Consider the following 20,235-nt stretch of genomic DNA (forward strand, 5'->3'; position numbering starts at 1 on the left):
CGGCACCGTGCCGGTCCTCTCCTTTTTTGCTGCCCTTAGGCTCTTGTCGACGCGGGAACTGCGGCCGGCCTAGCTCAGCCAGGACCTCAGCGCCGCCAGGCAGTCCCTGATGGCGCCGGCGTGCACGTGTTCGTCATCGGTGTGGGCGAGCAGGGCGTCCCCGGGGCCGAAGTTCACGGCGGGAATCCCCAGCGCGCTGAACCGGGCGACGTCGGTCCAGCCGTATTTCGGTTTCGGTTCGGCGCCCACGGCGGCCACGAAGGACGCGGCAGCCGGCAAGGTCAGTCCCGGTCGGGCGCCGGCCGCCGCGTCGGTCCGCACGACGTCGAACCCTGAAAGCAGCTCCCGGACGTAGGCTTCGGCTTCCTCGATGCCTTTGTCCGGGGCAAAGCGGTAATTGATTTCGACGGTGGCGGCATCCGGAATCACGTTGCCCGCCGTCCCGCCCCAGATCCGGACGGCGTTCAGGGACTCACGGAAATCCAGGCCCTCGACGTTCACCGTGGCCGGCGAGTGGTCCCGCAGCCGCACCAGGATGTCCGCCGCTGCGTGGATGGCGTTCTCCCCCATCCAGGCCCGCGCGGAGTGCGCGGCGCGGCCGGTGGTGGTGGCGTGGAAGCGCATGGTGCCGTTGCAGCCGCCCTCCACGGTCCCGTTGGTCGGCTCCAGCAGGACGGCGAAGTCCGCCTTCAGCCAGTCCGGATGGCTGCGCTCCAACCGGCCGAGTCCGCTGAGCGAAGCGTCGACTTCTTCGTGGTCGTAGAAAACGTAGGTGATGTCCCGGGCGGGCTCGGTGAGTGCGGCTGCCAGGGCCAGCTGGACCGCCACTCCGCCCTTCATGTCGGTGGCGCCGCGTCCGTAGAGGACGTCGCCGTCCCAAGTTGAGGGTACCGTTCCGCGCGACCCCGGCACCGTCGGCAGCGGCACGGTGTCCAGGTGCCCGGCAAGGATGATCCGCTCCGACCGGCCGAGCCGGGTCCGGGCCACCACGGAGTCCCCGTCCCGGGACACTTCGAGGTGGGGGCAGGCAAGGAGAGCGGTCTCGACGGCATCTGCCAGGGCGGTCTCGTTTCCGGAAACGCTTTCGAAATCCATCAGGGCCGCGGTCAGGTCCGCGACGTCGCCGAAAAGATCCAGGGAGGGCACAGATGCATCAGTCACCCTCCCACAGTACCGCTCGGTAGACTGGGAACCATGACTGTAAGCGCTGCCCCCACACCCGCTGAAACCCCCGATACCCGTACTGCCTCAGGCCTCGGCCTGGCCACCGTCACCTCCGACGGCGTCGTGCTCGATGTCTGGTTCCCCAGCCCCGCCCTGGGTGATGCCGCTTTCGACGCGGCCCTGAAAGACGATCTCGACGCCGCCGCCGAAGCAATGGCCGACGGTATCCGCGGCACCCACGGCGAAGTGCTGGAAACCCGGATCGACCTCGACGCCGCCCCCGCCGACACAGCCGATGCCTACCTCCGCCTGCACCTGCTCTCGGCCCGCCTGGTCCAGCCGAACACCATCAACCTTGACGGCATCTTCGCTGCCCTGCCCAACGTGGTCTGGACCAACCACGGACCGTGCGCGGTGGCCGACTTCGAGGCGGTCCGCCTGCGGCTGCGCAGCCGCGGCACCGTGACCGTCTACGGCGTGGACAAGTTCCCCCGCATGACCGACTACGTGCTGCCCTCCGGCGTCCGCATCGCCGACGCCGGCCGGGTCCGCCTCGGCGCCCACCTCGCCGAAGGCACCACCGTGATGCACGAAGGCTTCGTCAACTTCAACGCCGGCACCCTCGGCACGTCCATGGTCGAAGGCCGTATCTCCGCCGGAGTGGTGGTGGGCGACGGGACCGACGTCGGCGGCGGCGCCTCCATCATGGGTACCCTCTCCGGCGGCGGCAAGGAAAAGATCACCCTGGGCGAACGTGTCCTCCTGGGCGCGAACTCCGGCGTCGGCATCAGCATCGGCGACGACAGCGTGGTTGAGGCCGGGCTGTACGTGACGGCCGGGACCCGGGTCACCGTCCTCGACGGCGGGGAGCCCCGCCTGGTGAAGGCCGCTGAACTCTCGGGCGTGCCCAACCTGCTGTTCCGCCGCAATTCCGCCACCGGCGCGGTGGAGGCACTGCCCCGCAACGGACGTACCGTGGAACTGAATTCCGCGCTGCACGCGAACTAGCGGCCGCCCACCATGCAACTGCTCCAGCAGCATGAAACCCGTTCCTTCCGGGTGCTGGTCCTGCTGCTGGTGCTGTGCGTGGCGGCGTTCGCTGCCTTGTTCGCTGTTTCCGCACTCTCGGGAAAGAAGCAGACACCGGTGATCACTGAACGCTGCGTGGCCGTAGTGGGCGGCGCGGAATACTGGCTGACGCTGGAACAGGCGGCGAACGCCTCGATCATTTCCGGCGTGGCGGTGGCCCGCGGGCTGCCGCCGCGGGCCGTCTCCATTGCCCTTGCCACTGCCCTGCAGGAATCGGGGCTGCGCAACGTGAACTACGGCGACGACGCCGGCCCGGACTCCCGCGGCCTCTTCCAGCAGCGCCCGTCGCAGGGATGGGGCAGCGAGGAACAGGTGATGGACCCCGCCTACGCCGCCACCGCCTTCTACAACGGCCTGGAGCAGGTCCCGGGCTACTTGGAGCTCCCGATCACGGAGGCGGCGCAGGCGGTCCAGCGCAGCGCGTTCCCGGACGCGTACGCCAAGCATGAGGGCCCTGCCCGGGCCTTCGCTTCCGCCTTGACCGGGCAGACCCCTACAGCCCTCTCCTGCACCCTGCGGGCTCCGGTCGAGTCCGCCGATCCCGCGGTGAGCGCTGCCGCCGTCGAGGAAATCTACGGACCGCTCAACGGATCCGTGCTGGGCCCGCTCTATCTGGCCGACGTCGAGGGTGCCTACGGCTGGTCCGTGGCCCAGTGGTTCGTTGCCAATGCCAAGACGCTCGGGATCGAGTCCGTCGCCTATGACGGCCGGACCTGGCACCGGGGTACCGCCGTCTGGACCGAATCGGACGCCGTGCCCGGGCAGGTGGCCGTGACGGCGTTCAGTCTCCCCGCGGAATAAAGGGGTCCGCCGCGGGACCACCGCCGCGGATACGGACGAGCGAGCGTTTAGGCTTAGGACCATGCGTATTTTAGTTACCGGTGGCACCGGTTATATCGGATCCCACACCACTCTCGCCCTCCTCGAAGCGGGCCACGACGTGGTGGTCCTGGACAACCTCCAGAATTCCAACGAGGAATCGCTGCGGCGGGTCCAGGAGCTGACCGGCCGCAAGGCGGAATTCATCAAGGCCGACCTGCTGGATGCGGCGGCGCTCGAAGCGGCATTCGACGGCCGCTCCATAGACGCGGTCATCCACTTCGCCGGGCTGAAGGCAGTGGGTGAATCGGTGGCTAAACCGCTGTACTACTACACCAACAACGTGGTCGGCACCATCAACCTGCTGCACGCCATGGACCGGCATAACGTCCGGACCATCGTCTTCAGCTCGTCCGCCACCGTCTACGGCGCATCCGAGGAAGTCCCCCTGACCGAGGACTCCCCCATGGACGCCGTGAACCCCTACGGGCGCACAAAGGAGCAGATCGAGGACATCCTCAGCGATCTCGGTGCCGCCGATGAACGCTGGAGCGTTGCGCTGCTGCGGTACTTCAACCCCGCCGGCGCCCACGAGTCCGGCCGCATCGGCGAGGATCCCACCGGTGTGCCGAACAACCTGCTGCCGTTCGTGGCGCAGGTTGCCGTCGGCCGCCGCGAAAAGGTGATGGTCTTCGGCAACGACTACCCCACACCGGACGGCACCGGCGTCCGCGACTACATCCATGTAGTGGACCTTGCCGCAGGCCACCTCGCCGCCCTCAACTACCTGGGCGAGGCCCCCGGCGTGCACCGCTGGAACCTGGGCACGGGCAACGGCTCGTCCGTCCTGGAAGTCCTCTCGGCCTTCTCCGCCGCAGCAGGCAAGGAAATCCCGTACGAGTTCGCCGAGCGCCGCCCGGGGGATGCCGCCGTCAGCTACGCAGACCCTGCCGCCGCGCACGCCGACCTCGGCTGGCGGGCCGAACGCTCCCTGGCGAGCATGTGCGAGGACCACTGGCGCTGGCAGAAGAACAATCCCGAGGGCTACGCCGCCCCGTAGGGATTACAAAAAGGGAAGGTCCCCGGAATTTTCCGGGGACCTTCCCTTTTTGTGTGTCCTACAAACGGATCAGCGCTGCGGGTAGTTGCGCTCCGGGGCGCCCGTGTAGAGCTGGCGCGGGCGGCCGATCTTCGTCTGCGGGTCCTGCATCATTTCACGCCACTGGGCAATCCAGCCCGGCAGGCGGCCAATGGCGAACAGGACCGTGAACATCTTCTCCGGGAAGCCCATGGCCTTGTAGATCAGGCCCGTGTAGAAGTCCACGTTCGGGTACAGCTTGCGCTCGATGAAGTAATCGTCCGCCAGTGCCTTCTCTTCCAGGCGCATGGCGATGTCCAGCAGCTCATCGTTGCCGCCGAGCTTGGCGAGGATGTCATGGGCGGTGGCCTTGACGATCTTGGCGCGCGGGTCGTAGTTCTTGTAGACGCGGTGCCCGAAGCCCATGAGCTTCACGCCGTCTTCCTTGTTCTTGACCTTTTCCATGAAGGTCTCCGGCTGCATGCCGGTGGCCTGGATGTCACGCAGCATGTTCAGCACTGCTTCGTTGGCCCCGCCGTGCAGCGGGCCGAAGAGGGCGCTGATACCGGCCGAAACCGAAGCGAACATGTTGGCGTTGGAGCTGCCCACCAGACGGACGGTGGAGGTGGAGCAGTTCTGCTCGTGGTCCGCGTGCAGGATCAGCAGCAGGTCCAGGGCCTTGACCAGGTCCGGATCGATTTCGTACGGCTCGGCCGGCAGGCCGAAGGACAGCCGCATGAAGTTCTCCACCAGGTTCATGGAGTTGTCCGGGTAGAGCATCGGCTGGCCGATGGACTTCTTGTGCGCGTAGGCCGCGATCACGGGCAGCTTCGCCATCAGGCGGACCGTGGAGAGCTCCACCTGTTCTTCGTCGAACGGGTCCAGGGAGTCCTGGTAGAAGGTGGACAACGCACTGACCGCCGAGGACAGCACCGGCATCGGGTGCGCGTCGCGCGGGAAGCCGCCGAAGAAGCCCTTCAGGTCCTCATGGAGCAGGGTGTGGCGCCGGATCCGCTGGTCGAAGTTCTCCAGCTCGGTGGGCGTCGGCAGTTCCCCGTAGATCAGCAGGTACGAGGTCTCGAGGAAGCTCGAGTGCTTTGCCAGCTGCTCAATGGGGTACCCGCGGTAGCGCAGGATGCCCTGGTCGCCGTCGATGTAGGTGATCGCGGAGGTGGTGGCCGCCGTGTTCATGAAGCCGGGGTCAAAAGTGACGGTGCCGGTCTGCTTCAGCAGCTTGGAAACGTCGAAACCGTTGTTTCCTTCAGCTGCGGCAACGCGGGGCAGCACAAGCTCGTCTTCCGGGTTCGGCCCGTACTGGAGCTTGGCACTTGGTTGCTCAGTCATTAATTCTCCTTTAGGAGTTTTCGAAACCGCCGCTATGTACATCCGCTTCCGACGGACATAGTGCATTCCACTAAACTATTTCGCTAAAACGCTACCGGTTTCAGTGCCCTTACCACTAATCGAGGCGGGCACCGTTGTACAAGCGCAACATGGCTGGGGGCAGTATTACGGTGCAGTGCCCAATACTATTCCTGCGAACCCGCGTGCAGGCGCTCGGCGGCTGCACGGATACCCTCGTCCGTGCCGGTGAGGGCAATCCGCACGTAGCCGGCACCGGCGTCGCCGTAGAAAACGCCGGGACCCACCACTATTCCCAGTTCCGCGAAACGTGCCACGGTGGTCCAGGTGTCCTCGTCTGCACTCGCCCACAGGTACAACCCGGCTTCCGAGTGCTCGATTTTCAGGCCGAACGCCTCGAGTGCCGGAACAAGCAGGTTGCGGCGGGAGCGGTAGAGGTCCTTCTGCGCCGCCACGTGTGCGTCGTCGCGCAGCGCTGCGGCCATGGCGGCCTGCACGGGCGCGGGGACGATCATTCCGGCGTGCTTGCGGCTGTTGACCAGGTTGGCGATCAATGCCGGATCTCCCGCCGTGAACGCAGCGCGGTAACCGGCCATGTTGGACTGCTTGCTCAGGGAGTACACCGCGAGCAGGGAGTCGGCGCTTCCGCCGCTGATCCGCGGATCCAGGATACTGGGGACGGGTTCGCCGCCTTCAACGGGATCCCACTGTCCCCAGCCGAGTTCGGCATAGCATTCGTCCGAGGCAACCACTGCGCCCAGGGCACGGGCTTCTTCGACGAGGGTGCGCAGCGACTCGGCGGAACGCACAATGCCGGTGGGGTTGCCCGGGGAGTTCACCCAGACCAGCCGGACGCGTGAACGCGTCTGCTCGTCCAGGTCAGAGAGGTGGTCCGCGGCGACCGCCGTGGCGCCGGCGAAGACCGCACCCATATCGTAGGTGGGGTAAGCGACCACTGGCCGGACAACGACGTCGCCCTCCCCCAGCCCGAGCAGCAGCGGCAGCCACGCCACGAGTTCCTTCGAACCCACGGTGGGCAGCACGGCCGCCGGATCCAGCCCTGACACGTTACGGCGCCGGGCAAACCATTCGACGACGGCGGCACGCAGGTCCGCGGTGCCGTGCGTGGTGGGATAGCCCGGGGCATCCGAAGCAGCTGCCAGCGCGTCGCGGACGACGGCGGGCGTTGGATCCACGGGGGTGCCGATGGACAGGTTCACCGCTCCGTCAGGATGCTCGGCTGCCCGGCGCTGGTAGGGCACCATGGCGTCCCAGGGGTACTCCGGCAGGTCCAGCCCGAAGGCCCGGGACGCCGCGGCGCTCATGCCTGGTTCTGCGGCGGCAGGGCCGCGATGATCGGGTGGTCCGTGTGCGTGTTGCCTACCTTGGCAGCGCCGCCGGGAGAGCCCAGGACGTCGAAGAACTCGACATTGGCCTTGTAGTACTCGGCCCATTCCTCGGGAGTGTCGTCTTCGTAGTAGATGGCTTCAACCGGGCAGACAGGTTCGCAGGCCCCGCAGTCGACGCATTCGTCCGGGTGGATGTAGAGGGAGCGTTCGCCTTCATAGATGCAGTCCACGGGGCATTCTTCGATACATGCCTTGTCTTTTACATCCACGCACGGCTGCGCAATTACGTACGTCACGTCCCTTGCCTTCCTGATCTGCGGACCGTCGGCCGGTAGGACGGCGGGTCGCTGGGTGTTGGTTCCACGTTAGTAGCCTTGTCCATTATCTCCCAGCCGGAGGGTCCCGGTGACGCCGGCCCCTCCGTAGGATGGAAGGATGACGCACGAAGAACCTGCCGCCCTGCTGCGCGGCCTGCAGCCCGGAGTGCGCGTCGTCGTCCGCTACCGGAGCGACGGCGGCTTCACGGACGCTCTGGGCACCCTCAGCGACGTCGGGACGGACGGCTGCACGGTCTCCACCCGGCGCGGCGAGGTCCTTATCGCCTATCCGCTGGTCACGGCGGCCAAAACCGTCCCGCCCGCTCCCCCGCGCCGCGCTGCGCGGACACGTCCGCTGTAAACCCGCGAAAACCGCATGAAAAAGGCCGCCGGAACCTTTGTTCCAGCGGCCTTTCACATGATCTTGGGTTCTGCCGATGCCTAGGCGGCCGTCCCGGCTGCCCGGTCCCGGCCGAGCACGCGTGCACAGAGCAGCACAGCGGCCACCGTGGCAACAGCCTGCCCGAAGAGCCAGACCAGTCCGGCAGTCACTACCGGCGGCTGCTCCGGGGCGGAGGAACCGGTCACGATCAGCGGTACCTCACTGACGAGGTCCAGGGAAAAAAGTCCCAGCACCAGGTAGGTGACCACTCCGGTGACGGCGCTCAGCAGCGCACTGCGCTGCCAGAGGCCGACCAGCAAGGCCACGGCGCCGCTGAACACTACGGCCAGCAGGGCACCGACGGGCAATCCGTCGTCGCCCGCGTACACCACGTGGCCGTGCAGGGAGGTGCCCAGCAGGGCTGCCAGGATCCCGCCGGCAACGGCCACAAGAGGCCCCCGCCAGCGCGGGGACCTCTTGCCGGTTTCAGCCGTGGTGGAAATGACTAGGCCTTGGCGCGGGCGCGGTTGGCCTTGGCACGGTCGTTCGCGTTCAGGACCAGCTTGCGGATGCGGATGGACTCCGGAGTGACCTCCACGCATTCGTCCTCGCGGGCGAATTCGAGCGACTCTTCCAGCGTGAGCTTCCGCGGCGGGGTCAGGTTCTCGAAGGTATCCGAGGAAGCGGCACGCATGTTGGTGAGCTGCTTTTCCTTGGTGATGTTAACGTCCATGTCATCGGCGCGGGAGTTCTCGCCGACGATCATGCCCTCGTAGACCTCGGAGGTGGGCTCCACGAAGAAGGAACCGCGTTCCTGCAGCTTGATCATGGCGAACGGGGTGACGACGCCGGAGCGGTCGGAGATCAGCGAACCGTTGGTGCGGTACTCGATCGGACCGGCCCAGGGCTCGTAGCCCTCGGCAATGGACGAGGAGATGCCGGCGCCGTGGGTTTCCGTGAGGAACTTGGTGCGGAAGCCGATCAGGCCACGGGCGGGAACGATGAATTCCATGCGGACCCAGCCGGTGCCGTGGTTGGCCATGTTGACCATGCGGCCCTTGCGGACTGCCATCAGCTGCGTAACGGCACCCAGGTATTCCTCGGGTACGTCGATGGTCATGTGCTCCATCGGCTCGTTGACCTTGCCGTCGATGATCTTGGTGACCACCTGCGGCTTGCCGACCGTCAGCTCGAAGCCTTCGCGTCGCATCTGCTCCACGAGGATGGCCAGGGCGAGCTCGCCGCGGCCCTGGACTTCCCAGGCATCCGGACGCTCGGTCGGAAGGACCTTCAGCGACACGTTGCCGATCAGTTCCTTGTCGAGGCGGTCCTTGACCTGGCGGGCCGTAACCTTGGCACCCTTGACCCGGCCGGCCAGCGGCGAGGTGTTGATACCGATGGTCATGGAGATCGCGGGATCGTCCACGGTGATCAGCGGCAGCGGCTTGGGGTTGTCGACGTCGGTCAGGGTCTCCCCAATGGTGATGTCCTCGATACCGGCAACAGCAACGATCTCGCCGGGGCCGGCGGACTCGGTCGGAACGCGGTCCAGTGCCTTGGTGGCCAGCAGTTCGGTGATCTTGACGGTCTTCATGGTGCCGTCGTGACGTGCCCAGGCAACGGTCTGGCCCTTGCGCAGGGTGCCATTGAAGATACGCAGCAGGGCGAGGCGGCCCAGGAACGGGGAGGCATCCAGGTTGGTGACGTGCGCCTGGAGGACACCCTCGGGGTCGTACGTGGGAGCCGGGATGTGCTCGATGATCGTCTGGAACAGCGGTTCCAGGTTGTCGTTCGCGGGGGCTGAACCGTCAGCCGGCTGCTCCAGGGAGGCTGCACCGACGCGGGCGGCGGCGTAGACAACGGGGACGTTCAGGATCAGGTCAAGGTCGAGGTCCGGAACTTCGTCGGCAAGGTCGGAGGCCAGGCCGAGCAGCAGGTCCATGGACTCGCTGACGACTTCGTCGATCCGGGCATCGGGACGGTCGGTCTTGTTGACCAGGAGGACTACCGGCAGCTTCGCGGCCAGCGCCTTGCGCAGCACGAAGCGGGTCTGGGGCAGCGGGCCTTCGGAAGCGTCAACAAGCAGCACAACGCCGTCGACCATGGACAGGCCGCGCTCGACCTCGCCGCCGAAGTCGGCGTGGCCGGGGGTGTCGATGACGTTGATGGTGATGGTTTCGCCCTTGGCGGCCGGACCGTTGTAGAACACGGTGGTGTTCTTGGCCAGGATGGTGATGCCCTTTTCGCGCTCCAGGTCACCGGAGTCCATCACGCGGTCTTCCACGTCTCCGTGGGCGGCAAACGAGTTCGTCTGCTTCAGCATGGCGTCGACGAGAGTCGTCTTACCGTGGTCAACGTGGGCCACAATCGCAACGTTGCGGAGATCGCTTCGTACTGCGGTATTTACAGCCGTGTTGGTTTCTGACATGCGTGAGGACTCAATTCATAGGAGATCAGTTCGGGGTGTATCTTTTTCGGCCGGATTGGTACCGGCGTTTCCGGCTGTTCTGTACGAATGCTGATTCAATCGCTTGCTCAATCACCAGTCAGAATCCACCGAAGGCCCCGCCGTCAGCGGGCACGCTAACATTCTAGTCGCAATACCATACGATCCCTAATGCGCGCCTTTGCGGGGCGAACCGAACCCCGCTGTTTCGGGGCGCGGACAGGCTGTGGGGCAGGCGCGGTATCGGGGCCGCGCCGGCCACACTGAAGGCGGGGAACCTGTCCGGTTCCCCGCCTTCAGTGCATGTGCTGCCGGGCCGCTAGGCGACTTCGGGCGGCAGTTCCAGGCGTGAGCCCGGGATGGCCGCCAGCAGTGCCTGCGTGTAGGCCTGCTGCGGGGCGTCGAACACCTCGTCCGTGGTGCCGGTCTCCACGAGCTTGCCCTTTTCCATCACGCAGACGAAGTCCGCGATCTGCCGGACCACCGCCAGGTCATGGGTAATGAACAGGTAGCTCAGTCCCAGCTCCGACTGCAGGTCCGCCAGCAGGTTCAGGATCTGGGCCTGCACCAGGACGTCCAGCGCCGAAACCGCTTCATCGCAGATGACCACCTCGGGATCCAGCGCCAGGGCCCGCGCAATCGCGACGCGCTGGCGCTGGCCGCCGGAGAGCTCGTTCGGGAAGCGGCGCATCACCGATGACGGCAGGGCCACCTGGTCAAGGAGCTCGCGCACCTTGGCCTCCCGGCTCTTGGACGTGCCGATCTTGTGCACCCGAAGCGGCTCTTCGATGGTGCGGAAGATGTTGTACATCGGGTCCAGGGAACCGTACGGATCCTGGAAGATCGGCTGCACCCGGCGGCGGAACTCGAACATCCGCTTGCTGTTCAGCGTGGTCATATCCACCCCGTTGAACAGGATGGAGCCGCTGGTGGGAGTCTCCAGGTTCAGCACCATGCGGGCCACAGTGGACTTGCCCGAGCCGGACTCGCCCACGACGGCGGTGGTGGTGCCGCGCTTGATGTCGAAGGAGACGTTGTCCACGGCGGTGAAATCCGTCGACTTGCCGAGTCCGCTGCGGAGCTTGAAGACCTTGGTCAGGTCCTTCACCTCAATGACGTTATCCGCAGCCTTCAGCTTGGCATCGTCTTCGGAGGTCAGCAGGTCTGCGCTCTCGAGGCCGCGGCTCTTCGCGGAGTCGATGCGCTTGGAGGCCAGGGAGGGCGCCGATTCCACGAGCTTACGCGTGTAGGGGTGGCGGGGGTTGGTAAGGATTTCCAGGGCCGGCCCGGATTCCACCACGCGTCCCTTGTACATTACGACGACCTTCTGGGCACGTTCCGCGGCCAGGCCGAGGTCGTGAGTGATCAGCAGCACCGCGGTGCCCAGTTCCTCCGTGAGGGTGCCCAGGTGGTCCAGGATCTGCCGCTGGACGGTGACGTCCAGCGCCGACGTCGGCTCATCGGCGATGAGCAGTCGGGGCCGGCAGGACAGGCCAATGGCAATCAGTGCACGCTGGCGCATGCCGCCGGAGAACTCGTGCGGGTACTGCTTGGCGCGGCTTGCCGCATCCGGCAGGCCGGCCTGCTCCAGGACCTTGGCGATGTCCGCCGCGGAGTGGGGCAGCCCGTTGGCGCGCAGGGTTTCCTTGACCTGGAAACCGATCTTCCACACCGGGTTCAGGTTGGACATCGGATCCTGCGGAACCATGCCGATCGAGTTGCCGCGCAGCTCCTGGATCCGCTTGGCGCTGGCATTGGAAATGTCCTCGCCGTCAAAGAGGATCTGGCCTGCGCTGACCCGGCCGTTGCCGGGCAGCAGGCCGATGGCCGCCAGCGCCGTCGTCGACTTGCCGGAACCGGACTCGCCCACGATGGCCACGGTTTCGCCGGGCATGATCGTCAGGTGTGCGTCACGGACTGCTTCCACGTCGCCGTTTGCGGTGGCAAAGGTGATTGCCAGGTCGCGGACTTCCAACAGGGGCTTCACAGCCTCGTTTTGTGTATTGATGGTCATCGTTTGCGCGCCTTCGGATCAAGAGCATCACGGACCGCGTCGCCGAGCATGATGAAGCTCAGCACGGTGATGGAGAGGGCGGCCGCAGGCCAGAGCAGCGTTGAGGGGTTGGACCGCAACGAAGACTGGGCGGCCGAGATGTCGTTGCCCCAGGACATGATGCCCGGCGGGAGCCCGATGCCCAGGAAGGACAGCGTGGCTTCCGCAACGATGAACGTGCCCAGCGAGATGGTGGCGATCACGATCACGGGGGCGGTGGAGTTGGGAATAACGTGCTTCACCAGTGCCGAGAACCGCGACACGCCGAGGGAGCGGGACGCCACCACGAAGTCCGCGTTGCGGACCGAGATCACGGCGCTGCGGGTGATGCGGGCGACCTGGGGCCACCCGAAGATCAGCAGCGTGAAGACCACCGTCATGACCGTGCGGTTCTCGCGGAAGGTCGGCAGCTGCATGATGATGATGGCGCCGAGGATCAGCGGCAGGGCGAAGAAGATGTCGCCGACCCGGGCGAGGATGGCGTCGAGCCATCCGCCGTAGTAGCCGGCCAGTGCTCCTGCGATGCCGCCGATGATTACGACGGCCAGTGTGGTCAGCACTCCCACCATCAGGGACGCGCGTGTGCCGTAAATGACGCGGGCGTAAACGTCGCAGCCCTGGAAGGTGAAGCCCAGCGGGTGCCCCGCCGTGGGTGCACCGTTGGAGTTGGCCAGCAGGCAGTTTTCATCCGGTGACGCATTCGTGAATAGGCCCGGGAAAGCCGCGACCGTGAGGATCAGCAGGATAAGCAGTGCGGAAATGATGAACAGCGGCTGGGTGCGCAGGTTGCGCCAGGCCTCCCCCCAGAGGCTCAGCGGCTGGACGTCGTCCTTGACGCTGTCGGTCGCCGCCAGAGGGGTTTCCTCCAGCGGAGCGACGTAGTGCTCGATGTTTGTGGTGTCTTTATGCATAACGGATCCTCGGATCAAGCCAGGCGTACAGGAGGTCTACCAGGAGGTTGGCGATGACGTAGACGAAGACGAGGACACTCACGATCGACACGATCGTCGGCCCCTCTCCCCTGATGACTGACTGGTAAAGTCGCTGTCCCACTCCGGGGACGTTAAAGATGCCTTCGGTGACGATGGCGCCGCCCATCAGCGCACCCAGGTCCGCCCCGAGGAAGGTCACCACGGGAATCAGGGAGTTGCGCAGGATGTGCACGGTGACCACGCGCGGCCGGGAAAGCCCCTTGGCGGTGGCGGTGCGGACGTAGTCGGCGTTCATGTTCTCGATGACCGAGGTGCGCGTCAGGCGCAGCACGTAGGCGAAGGACGCCAGGCCCAGGACCACTGCCGGCAGTATCAGGTCTGCCCAGCTGGCGTCGCCGCCAACCGTTGGGCTGGTCCATTGGAGCTTGACGCCCACCAGGAACTGCAGCAGGAAGCCGAGCACGAACACCGGGATCGCGATCACGATCAGGGAGACAACCAGGACTGTGCTGTCGAAGATCTTGCCCTTCTTCAGGCCGGCCATGAGGCCGAAGGCAATACCGAAGACCGCTTCGAAAAGCAGGGCCAGCACGGCGAGGCGCATAGTCACGGGGAAGGCCTGGGCCAGGACGGCCGAAACCTCGCGGCCGGAGAAGTCGACCCCCAGGTTAAAGGTGACCAGGTTCTTCAGGTACAGCAGGTACTGGACGATGAAGGGCTGGTCCAGGTTGTACTGGCTGCGCAGCTGTGCGGCGACGGCCTCGTTAACCGGCTTATCGCCGAAGAGTGCGGCAATGGGGTCTCCCGGGAGGGAGAACACGAGGAAATAAACGAGGAAGGTTGCCCCGAAGAAAACGGGGATCATTTGGAGGAAGCGTCGAATGACGTAGCCGGCCATTAGGGGTGGCCTCCTGCCAGCTGTGGGGGATTGAAGTCTCGCATTTTTTTCTATGCCTGTTCTTGATAGAACCCGAAATACAAGCCGGGGCCCGGCCTTCTGGCCGGGCCCCGGATCGGTCGGTCTAGATACTGCTACTTGGCCGTGACGTTGTAGTACACCGGGACACCGTTCCAGCCGGTTTCCACGTTGTCCACGTTTTCACTCCAGCCGGACTGTGCCACCTGGTACCACAGCGGGATAACGGGGAGGTCCTTCAGCAGGACTTCCTGGGCCTGGTTGAAGATTTCGGCTCCGTCTTCCGGGGTGGCAGCGGCAAGGCCTTCGCCCAGGAGGTTGTCGAACTCTTCACTCGAGTATTCGCCGTCGTTGGAACCTGCCCCGGTGCCGTACAGCGGGCCGAGGAAGTTGTTCAGCGACGGGTAGTCGGCCTGCCAGCCGGTGCGGATGGCACCGGACAAGGTCTTGGCGGTAGCGTCTGCGCGCAGTTCCTTGAACGTTGCGTAGGGCTTGCCTTCGGCCTGGATACCAAGGTTGTTCTTCAGGCCGTTGGCTACGGCGTCAACCCATTCCTTGTGGTTGGCGTCGGCGTTGTAGCCGATGGTGAAGGCCTGATCGGCGGGCCACGGTGAAACCTTCTCGGCTTCTTCCCAGAGTTCCTTGGCCTTCTCGGGGTTGAACTCGAGCACCTCGTTGCCGGGGATGCTGTCGTTGTAGCCCTCGATGACCGGAGCGGTGAATTCAGTGGCCGGTTCACGGGATCCCGAGAAGACAACCTCGGTGATTTCGTCCCGGTCGATGGCCATGGAGATGGCCTGGCGGCGCAGCTCTCCGGCTTCGCCCGAGAACTCCGGCAGGTAGCCGGGGATCGTGATGGTCTGGTTGCCTGCATAGGCCTTTTCGGAGAAGCGGCCCTCACCCAGATCGGTCTTGAACGTCTTCAACGCCATATTGGGAATGGTGTCGAGGATGTCCAGTTCGTTCGACTGCAGGTCTGCGTAGGCTGCGTCGAAGGAGGAGTAGAACTTGAAGGTTACTCCGCCGTTCTGCGGCACACGGGTTCCCGTGTAATCCGGGTTGGTGACCAGGTCGATCTGGATCTCGTGCTGCCAGGCGTCGTCGCCGGCCAGCATGTACGGTCCGTTGCCGACCGGGTTCTCGCCGAACGCGGCGGGATCTTCCAGTGCACCGGCGGGCAGCGGGAAGAAGGCGGTGTAGCCAAGTCGCTGCGGGAAGTCGGATTCCGGCTGGCTGAGCTTGACGGTGAACGTGGTGTCATCCACCACGGTCAGTCCGCTCATGGTGTCGGCCGTGGCGCCTTCTGCACTGACTTCGTCGTAGCCTTCGATGCTCTCGAAGAAGTACGAGTTCAGCTGCGCATTCTTGGCGGCTGCACCGAAGTTCCAGGCGTCAACGAAGGACTTGGCCGTGATGGCCTCGCCGTTCGTGAACTTCTGGTCCGCCTTCACCTTGATGGTGTAGGTCTGGGAATCTTCGGTCTCGATGGACTCGGCGAGTTCGTTGACCGTATTGCCGTCAGCGTCGTAGCTGACCAGGCCTTCGAAGAGCAGGTCCATGATGCGTCCGCCGCCAACTTCGTTGGTGTTGACCGGCATCAGCGGGTTCTGCGGTTCGGTGCCGTTAGCGGTGATGATCACGGCGTTGTTGCTGCCTTCGGTCTCACCCGAGCCTTCGGCCGATTCGTCGGATCCCCCACCGCAGGCGCTCAGCGTAAGTGCGGCAAGTGCCGCTACGCTCAGCATTTTGGAAGTGCGTGTGACGCGCATTCCGCCTCCTAGTTCTGTTCGGTGCCGGCGATGATGACGCCGGCGTTGCGGCTCTGCCAAATGGTGAACCGACTCACAAAGCCAAAAGCATAAGCCCACTTTGTTGCCGTCAGGTAACTAAGTCCGGCATGTGGCGCCGGCATGGACACCGTGGCGTGGTTCACACTGCGCAAAAGGGCGCGATGACGTGGGGAAAGGCCGGTCCGTACCTTCTGGTAACGATTTGGCATACGGACGCTGTATTACATGCAATGACATGTCATATTGCCCGTTCGACGGCGAAAATCCCCTGCACCGTACTCAGACCAGGCAATCGGATCGGCACGCTATTGAGGCTGACGCGCATCCCGTCCGGCCAGCATTTCCGGCAGCCCGTCCACCTGGGCCAGGGCCTGCTCCCGGTTACCAAGCGCAACACTGACGTGGTGCCCGATGTAACCGCGGACGTCGGCGGAGAACTCGCGCTTGGCCGCGGATGCGACGGCGGCATTTGCCTGGTTCCGCAGAGTGATGAGAACGGGTTTGTTCTGCAGTGTGCGGTCAACCCACTCCGGATGGCCGAAGACGCGGCCCATCTGAATAGTCCCGTCGTCGAGGTATCCAGCTGCATAGACTGCTGCGGCACCGAAGGCTGCCTGCTTGCCGAGATCACTCCCGAGCTCGGTTGCGTAATAGGAGCGGATCTCCCTCGCGAGGTACTGGACCACCGGGCGCATGGCCTCGACGTCGGGCTCACTGACTGCTTTGGCCTCGCTGGCACGTTGGATGGCCTCGCCGACCAGGTCGAGCTGCGTGGTGAGCTCTGTGCGCAGGTCAGGCTCCAGTTCCCTGCCTTCGCTCATGGCGACCGCGTTATGGAAAACCATCAGGCGCTGGAGGTTGGCGAACATGAGTGCAAGGGCGTTGAAGCGGTGTTCTTCCGGAGTCATCGGGCCAATGTAGCGGGGCCGTTTGCTGGAAGTTCCACGGCGCGCCGAACCATTTCCGCCTTGCCGCTGATGTGCGCGAAGGGCAGCTCCAACCCCGCGGGATAAATTGGACTGTATGAGAATCACCATTATCGGCGGGTCCCAAGGCACCGGCGCGCAGCTGGCTTTCCTCGCACAGGCGGCCGGACATGAGGTCACGGTGCTCTCCCGGTCCGGCCGTGCACCGTCCGGTGTTTCCGCGAGCACCGGAGACGCAACCAATCCTGAAACAGTGTCCGCAGCGGTGTCCGGAGCCGACGCCGTGGTTGTCACTGTGGGCGGAGCCAAAGGGGTCCCTCACCAGCGGGCTGCAGTCACCCGGGCCGTCGTCAAGGCTATGCAGGCGCAGGGTGTGCGCCGGCTAGTTGTGCAGTCCTCATTGGGAGCGGGAGATTCCTCCTCGCAGCTGCCCGGCCCGCTCGGACTGATCACCCGGGTTGCGCTGGCCAAACCCCTGGCCGATCACAACGAGCAGGAGTCCGCAGTTACCGGATCCGGGCTGGATTGGACGCTCGTCCGCCCAACCGGTCTCACGGACAAGGACCCGGCCGGTACGTGGCGTGCCTTGGAGGTAGGCGGTGCGGGGAAGCTGCGAGGTTCAATCCCCCGCCGCGACCTGGCGGTCTGCATGCTGGAGATCCTCACGGACGATTCCACTGTCGGCAAGGCCCTTGGCGTCAGCAGCTAGGGCAGCGGAGCCAGCGGTTTCACCATGATCAGGCACGGTGTGGCTTCTCCCCAGAGATCCGTTTCCTCCAGGGGAAGGAACCCCCACTTCTCGTAGAAGTTCCGAGTTCGCGCGTACCCGGAGTCCGGATGTGAAGGACCGAGCGTCTTCACCTCAAGGAGGCGCACCCCGCGGCTGATCGCGTCGGCTTCGATGGCCTCCAGCATTGCGGTACCTACTCCGGAGCCGTGAGCCGCACGGTCCACCACTGTCAGGTGAATCTCGGCCACATGCGGAAAGTGCCGGTCGACCAGAGTGACTCCGACGACGGAACCGCCGACGTCGCGCACGGTCCAGGTTTCCTTGGTCCCGGCAGCCTCGATGTACTCCGCATTTGAGTCCGGCTGCCCGAACCATTCGGGCACGGTGGCGAGCAGGCGGGCGACGTCGTCGGGGACGGGCTGATCCAGGGCCGCAGCCCAGGACGTGGCTCCAACTTCGCCCTGTGCCGTGGAGTCGGCTCCGCCACCCGGACGATCAACCCTGGCAATCTCGGACTGAATCTCACGGATCGCCGCCCCGAGGATGCCGCGTGACAACAGCCCCTCCCCCAGCGGACCGGCGGAGTCAGTACCCACGGGCGGCAGCAACCTCAGCACCTCCCGCTCACCGTCGCTCAGGTTGGCCAGCTGCCACCGGATCTCCTGCTGGACCGCCTCCGGTTCATCCGGGTTCGAGAGCGAGACCGCTTTCGCCGCGTAGGCGGCCGCGCCCAGAGCATGGGCGCCCATGTGGGCGACCGCAGCTGTCTGGGCGACTGCGCGGGCTGCTGCCGCGCCGGCCGGCGTCGTCGCAGCGTTCGCGATCTTCACGACGATGAGCCGCTTGCTGATTTCTTCGCCAGCGGTGCCTGATCCTGCGCTGTACGCACGGGTGCGGGTGAGTGCATCCCGTGCTGTTTCTTCCGCGGCTTCATCTGCTTTGTATAACGGCAGGACACGCTCAGCACATGCTGCCGCCCAGCGCGCGATGACGCGCCGGTTCAGATCGCTGAGGGTCTGGAGTGAGGCCATCCCCAGATGATGCCACACCGGATTGCGGACCGGCTCAGGCCGTCGGGACTGCTGCCTCTTTCCGAGCCTTGGCTGCCGCGATGCGCGGGCCGCTAAACCACAGTACGATCCCCGCCAATACCCAAACGCCCAGGGTCAGTGCCGCAGCCAATGCCGCCTACCCTGCCTTCGGATCGAGGGTCAGCGGATCGTTGATGGTGCCCCGCTCCGTCCCCTCGAGGCGCAGGGTCGGTCCCCGCCCACTGCACTTTCAGACGCGGTGCAATTACTCTGCATGCACAAGATTCTGTCGAGCACGCACCGCTGGCTTAGGCATTGGAGCCACTGCCCCAGATGATCTCGCTTTCCAGTCCCTCCAGTCCGCCGATTAGCCTTCCGGCGGTTGCCATGGCTCCTGAACATCTGGATACTCGAAGCATTCCTCCCTACCAGTAAGCGCCTGCGAAGCAGCGGGTGCTGGCCTACCTGCTGAACCTCCGCGACTGCAAAGAGCGGGACACCCGGACCAGCATGGAGCTGTCCTACCGGTATTTGCTTGCGGCCGAGGCGAGCGAGCCAAAAGGAGAGCGCATGAACTGGGACATCATCATTGGCGAGATCCTCGGACTCGTCATGGTGACGATGGCGCTGCAGCTTCTCTTCGTCCCGCAGCCGGCCGCCGGCTACGGCACCTCGCCGTGGCTGTCCGGTACCTGCTGGGACGGATCCAGGTTCCTCGGTCAGAAAAAACGACGACCGTCTGCGGTGAACGGGTACATCACTGAATCGGTTGTCTTTTCGCAGACCGCCCCTGTTTCGGACGTGACACAGAATTCCATCTTGATAAAGGGAAGTTGCGAGTTGAAATAATCGAGGGAAGATCATGGCTGGTGAAACCAAAAACAGATGGAGCGCGCTTCTAGGTCTGCTGCTGGCAGCGACCCTAACGTTATCCGGATGCGGAAGCTCCGGTGAGACCGACTCCCCGCCCGGCAACCAAGCTGGCGGTGGGGACTCCGCCGAAAAAGACTCCGGAACAAGCGAAAACGACGTCGGCGGTGGCGGCGGCGACGACACCTCTACCGAACAAGCTCAGGGGCAAACACCGCCGGGCAATTCCCAAGGGAACGACTCCCAAGGTGATCAGACTCTACCAGGGAACGGATCAGGTAATGGGGGTCCCGGCGGCGGGGGCGATGATCAAAGCGAGAACACAGAGCCCGCGGATCCGAACGCATTAACGTCGGAAGAGCTGGTTGCCGACATGGAGACCGCTCAGAAAATTACGGACCAATTCTGGCGCACGCATTGGCGTGAATTCTTCGCGGGAAGGTACACCTCGCCCACAGTGGTCGGCCTCTACGACGGCAGGGACCCCAGCTCCGCCCCTACTTGTGCGGGTGAGCCGCTGGCATCGGAGAACGCCTTCTATTGCCCTCCCGAGGATTACGTCGCCTGGGACCTTTCGCTCATGGCACGCGGATTCGAGTTCGGTGACGCCTGGCCTTACCTAGTGATAGCTCACGAATGGGGTCATGCGATCGCGAACCGACTTGACGCCAGTCTCCGCTTCCAGGCCGGCGAGCTGCAGGCTGATTGTTTGGCTGGAGCAACCCTGTTCGGGGCAGCCGCAGACGGAACAATTGCCTTCGAAAAGGGGGATCAGGAGGAACTGGTTACGTCGCTGAGTTCGCTGGGTGGCGACATTCCATGGACAGACACGGAGGACCACGGCGACTCCTTTGAACGGGTAGAGAACTTCAATGTCGGACGCACTAAAGGCGTTCTGGCTTGCTTCCCGTCGCAATAACACGGCCGGGTCGGCCAACCTGACCCTGCCAACCATCCATTGATGCACGCACCTTGTTCCGG

At 64.8% G+C, this 20,235-nt stretch carries 19 protein-coding genes; 7 read left to right on the forward strand and 12 right to left on the reverse strand.

The genetic code is table 11. The features are described from left to right. Positions 1-69: 69 nt before the first annotated feature. A complete protein-coding gene (gene dapE, locus LOC56_RS01405) occupies positions 70-1,161 on the reverse strand; it encodes a succinyl-diaminopimelate desuccinylase (protein WP_331460887.1) in 1,092 nt (363 codons plus the stop codon). A gap of 33 nt (positions 1,162-1,194) precedes the next feature. Here dapE and dapD point away from each other — a divergent pair, with 33 nt between their 5' ends. From dapD to galE, 3 genes are all read left to right on the forward strand, one after another. After that, the gene (gene dapD / locus LOC56_RS01410; RefSeq protein WP_229949813.1) at positions 1,195-2,172 is read left to right on the forward strand and encodes a 2,3,4,5-tetrahydropyridine-2,6-dicarboxylate N-succinyltransferase; all 978 of its coding nucleotides are present in this window, start codon (positions 1,195-1,197) and stop codon (positions 2,170-2,172) included. A gap of 12 nt (positions 2,173-2,184) precedes the next feature. After that, entirely contained in the window at positions 2,185-3,054 is an 870-nt protein-coding gene (locus LOC56_RS01415) for a hypothetical protein (protein WP_229949814.1), read from the forward strand. Positions 3,055-3,115: 61 nt separating this feature from the next. Further along, on the forward strand, positions 3,116-4,132 hold the full coding sequence (galE, locus tag LOC56_RS01420) for a UDP-glucose 4-epimerase GalE (RefSeq protein ID WP_229949816.1): 1,017 nt from the start codon (positions 3,116-3,118) through the stop codon (positions 4,130-4,132). Between the two features lie 69 nt (positions 4,133-4,201). On the opposite strand, the gene LOC56_RS01425 is transcribed toward galE, so the two are convergent. The 3 genes from LOC56_RS01425 to fdxA form a co-directional block, all read right to left on the reverse strand. Beyond that, positions 4,202-5,494, reverse strand: coding sequence for a citrate synthase (locus tag LOC56_RS01425; protein ID WP_229949818.1), 1,293 nt, complete (start codon positions 5,492-5,494; stop codon positions 4,202-4,204). 185 nt (positions 5,495-5,679) lie between these two features. Beyond that, positions 5,680-6,837, reverse strand: a complete 1,158-nt coding sequence (dapC, locus tag LOC56_RS01430; RefSeq protein WP_229949821.1) for a succinyldiaminopimelate transaminase — start codon at positions 6,835-6,837, stop codon at positions 5,680-5,682. Continuing rightward, entirely contained in the window at positions 6,834-7,157 is a 324-nt protein-coding gene (fdxA, locus tag LOC56_RS01435; protein WP_227918473.1) for a ferredoxin, read from the reverse strand. The genes dapC and fdxA overlap by 4 nt, the downstream gene beginning before the upstream one ends. 139 nt (positions 7,158-7,296) lie before the next feature. Between fdxA and LOC56_RS01440 the strand changes: the two genes are divergently transcribed. Then, complete coding sequence (locus LOC56_RS01440; RefSeq protein ID WP_229949823.1) at positions 7,297-7,539, forward strand: putative acetyltransferase; 243 nt, start codon at positions 7,297-7,299, stop codon at positions 7,537-7,539. Between the two features lie 80 nt (positions 7,540-7,619). On the opposite strand, the gene LOC56_RS01445 is transcribed toward LOC56_RS01440, so the two are convergent. The 7 genes from LOC56_RS01445 to LOC56_RS01475 form a co-directional block, all read right to left on the reverse strand. Then, complete coding sequence (locus LOC56_RS01445; RefSeq protein WP_229949824.1) at positions 7,620-8,009, reverse strand: hypothetical protein; 390 nt, start codon at positions 8,007-8,009, stop codon at positions 7,620-7,622. Between the two features lie 56 nt (positions 8,010-8,065). Beyond that, positions 8,066-9,988, reverse strand: coding sequence for a translational GTPase TypA (typA, locus tag LOC56_RS01450; RefSeq protein ID WP_229949826.1), 1,923 nt, complete (start codon positions 9,986-9,988; stop codon positions 8,066-8,068). 337 nt (positions 9,989-10,325) lie between these two features. Continuing rightward, complete coding sequence (locus tag LOC56_RS01455) at positions 10,326-12,020, reverse strand: ABC transporter ATP-binding protein (protein WP_229949828.1); 1,695 nt, start codon at positions 12,018-12,020, stop codon at positions 10,326-10,328. Further along, positions 12,017-12,970, reverse strand: coding sequence for an ABC transporter permease (locus tag LOC56_RS01460; RefSeq protein WP_229949830.1), 954 nt, complete (start codon positions 12,968-12,970; stop codon positions 12,017-12,019). Before LOC56_RS01460 ends, LOC56_RS01455 begins: the two co-directional genes overlap by 4 nt. Continuing rightward, on the reverse strand, positions 12,963-13,889 hold the full coding sequence (locus tag LOC56_RS01465; RefSeq protein ID WP_227918490.1) for an ABC transporter permease: 927 nt from the start codon (positions 13,887-13,889) through the stop codon (positions 12,963-12,965). The genes LOC56_RS01460 and LOC56_RS01465 overlap by 8 nt, the downstream gene beginning before the upstream one ends. Positions 13,890-14,023: 134 nt before the next feature. After that, complete coding sequence (locus tag LOC56_RS01470) at positions 14,024-15,676, reverse strand: peptide ABC transporter substrate-binding protein (protein ID WP_229949832.1); 1,653 nt, start codon at positions 15,674-15,676, stop codon at positions 14,024-14,026. Between the two features lie 326 nt (positions 15,677-16,002). After that, positions 16,003-16,605 (reverse strand): hypothetical protein, encoded by a 603-nt coding sequence (locus LOC56_RS01475; protein WP_229949834.1) that lies wholly within the window; start codon positions 16,603-16,605, stop codon positions 16,003-16,005. Between the two features lie 115 nt (positions 16,606-16,720). Between LOC56_RS01475 and LOC56_RS01480 the strand changes: the two genes are divergently transcribed. After that, entirely contained in the window at positions 16,721-17,332 is a 612-nt protein-coding gene (locus LOC56_RS01480) for an NAD(P)-dependent oxidoreductase (protein WP_229949836.1), read from the forward strand. Here the strand turns inward: LOC56_RS01480 and LOC56_RS01485 are convergent. Beyond that, the gene (locus LOC56_RS01485; RefSeq protein WP_229949838.1) at positions 17,329-18,384 is read right to left on the reverse strand and encodes a GNAT family N-acetyltransferase; all 1,056 of its coding nucleotides are present in this window, start codon (positions 18,382-18,384) and stop codon (positions 17,329-17,331) included. The genes LOC56_RS01480 and LOC56_RS01485 overlap by 4 nt on opposite strands. A gap of 453 nt (positions 18,385-18,837) precedes the next feature. Here LOC56_RS01485 and LOC56_RS01490 point away from each other — a divergent pair, with 453 nt between their 5' ends. Together LOC56_RS01490 and LOC56_RS01495 are read left to right on the forward strand one after the other, a co-directional pair. After that, positions 18,838-19,233 (forward strand): hypothetical protein, encoded by a 396-nt coding sequence (locus LOC56_RS01490; protein WP_229949841.1) that lies wholly within the window; start codon positions 18,838-18,840, stop codon positions 19,231-19,233. Positions 19,234-19,246: 13 nt separating this feature from the next. Then, positions 19,247-20,173: a neutral zinc metallopeptidase gene (locus LOC56_RS01495; protein ID WP_229949843.1), complete on the forward strand. Its 927-nt coding sequence runs from the start codon at positions 19,247-19,249 to the stop codon at positions 20,171-20,173. The last annotated feature ends 62 nt before the right edge of the window (positions 20,174-20,235 follow it).

Source organism: Arthrobacter sp. zg-Y179 (assembly GCF_020907345.1).
In the GTDB taxonomy this organism is placed as follows: domain Bacteria; phylum Actinomycetota; class Actinomycetes; order Actinomycetales; family Micrococcaceae; genus Arthrobacter_B; species Arthrobacter_B jinronghuae.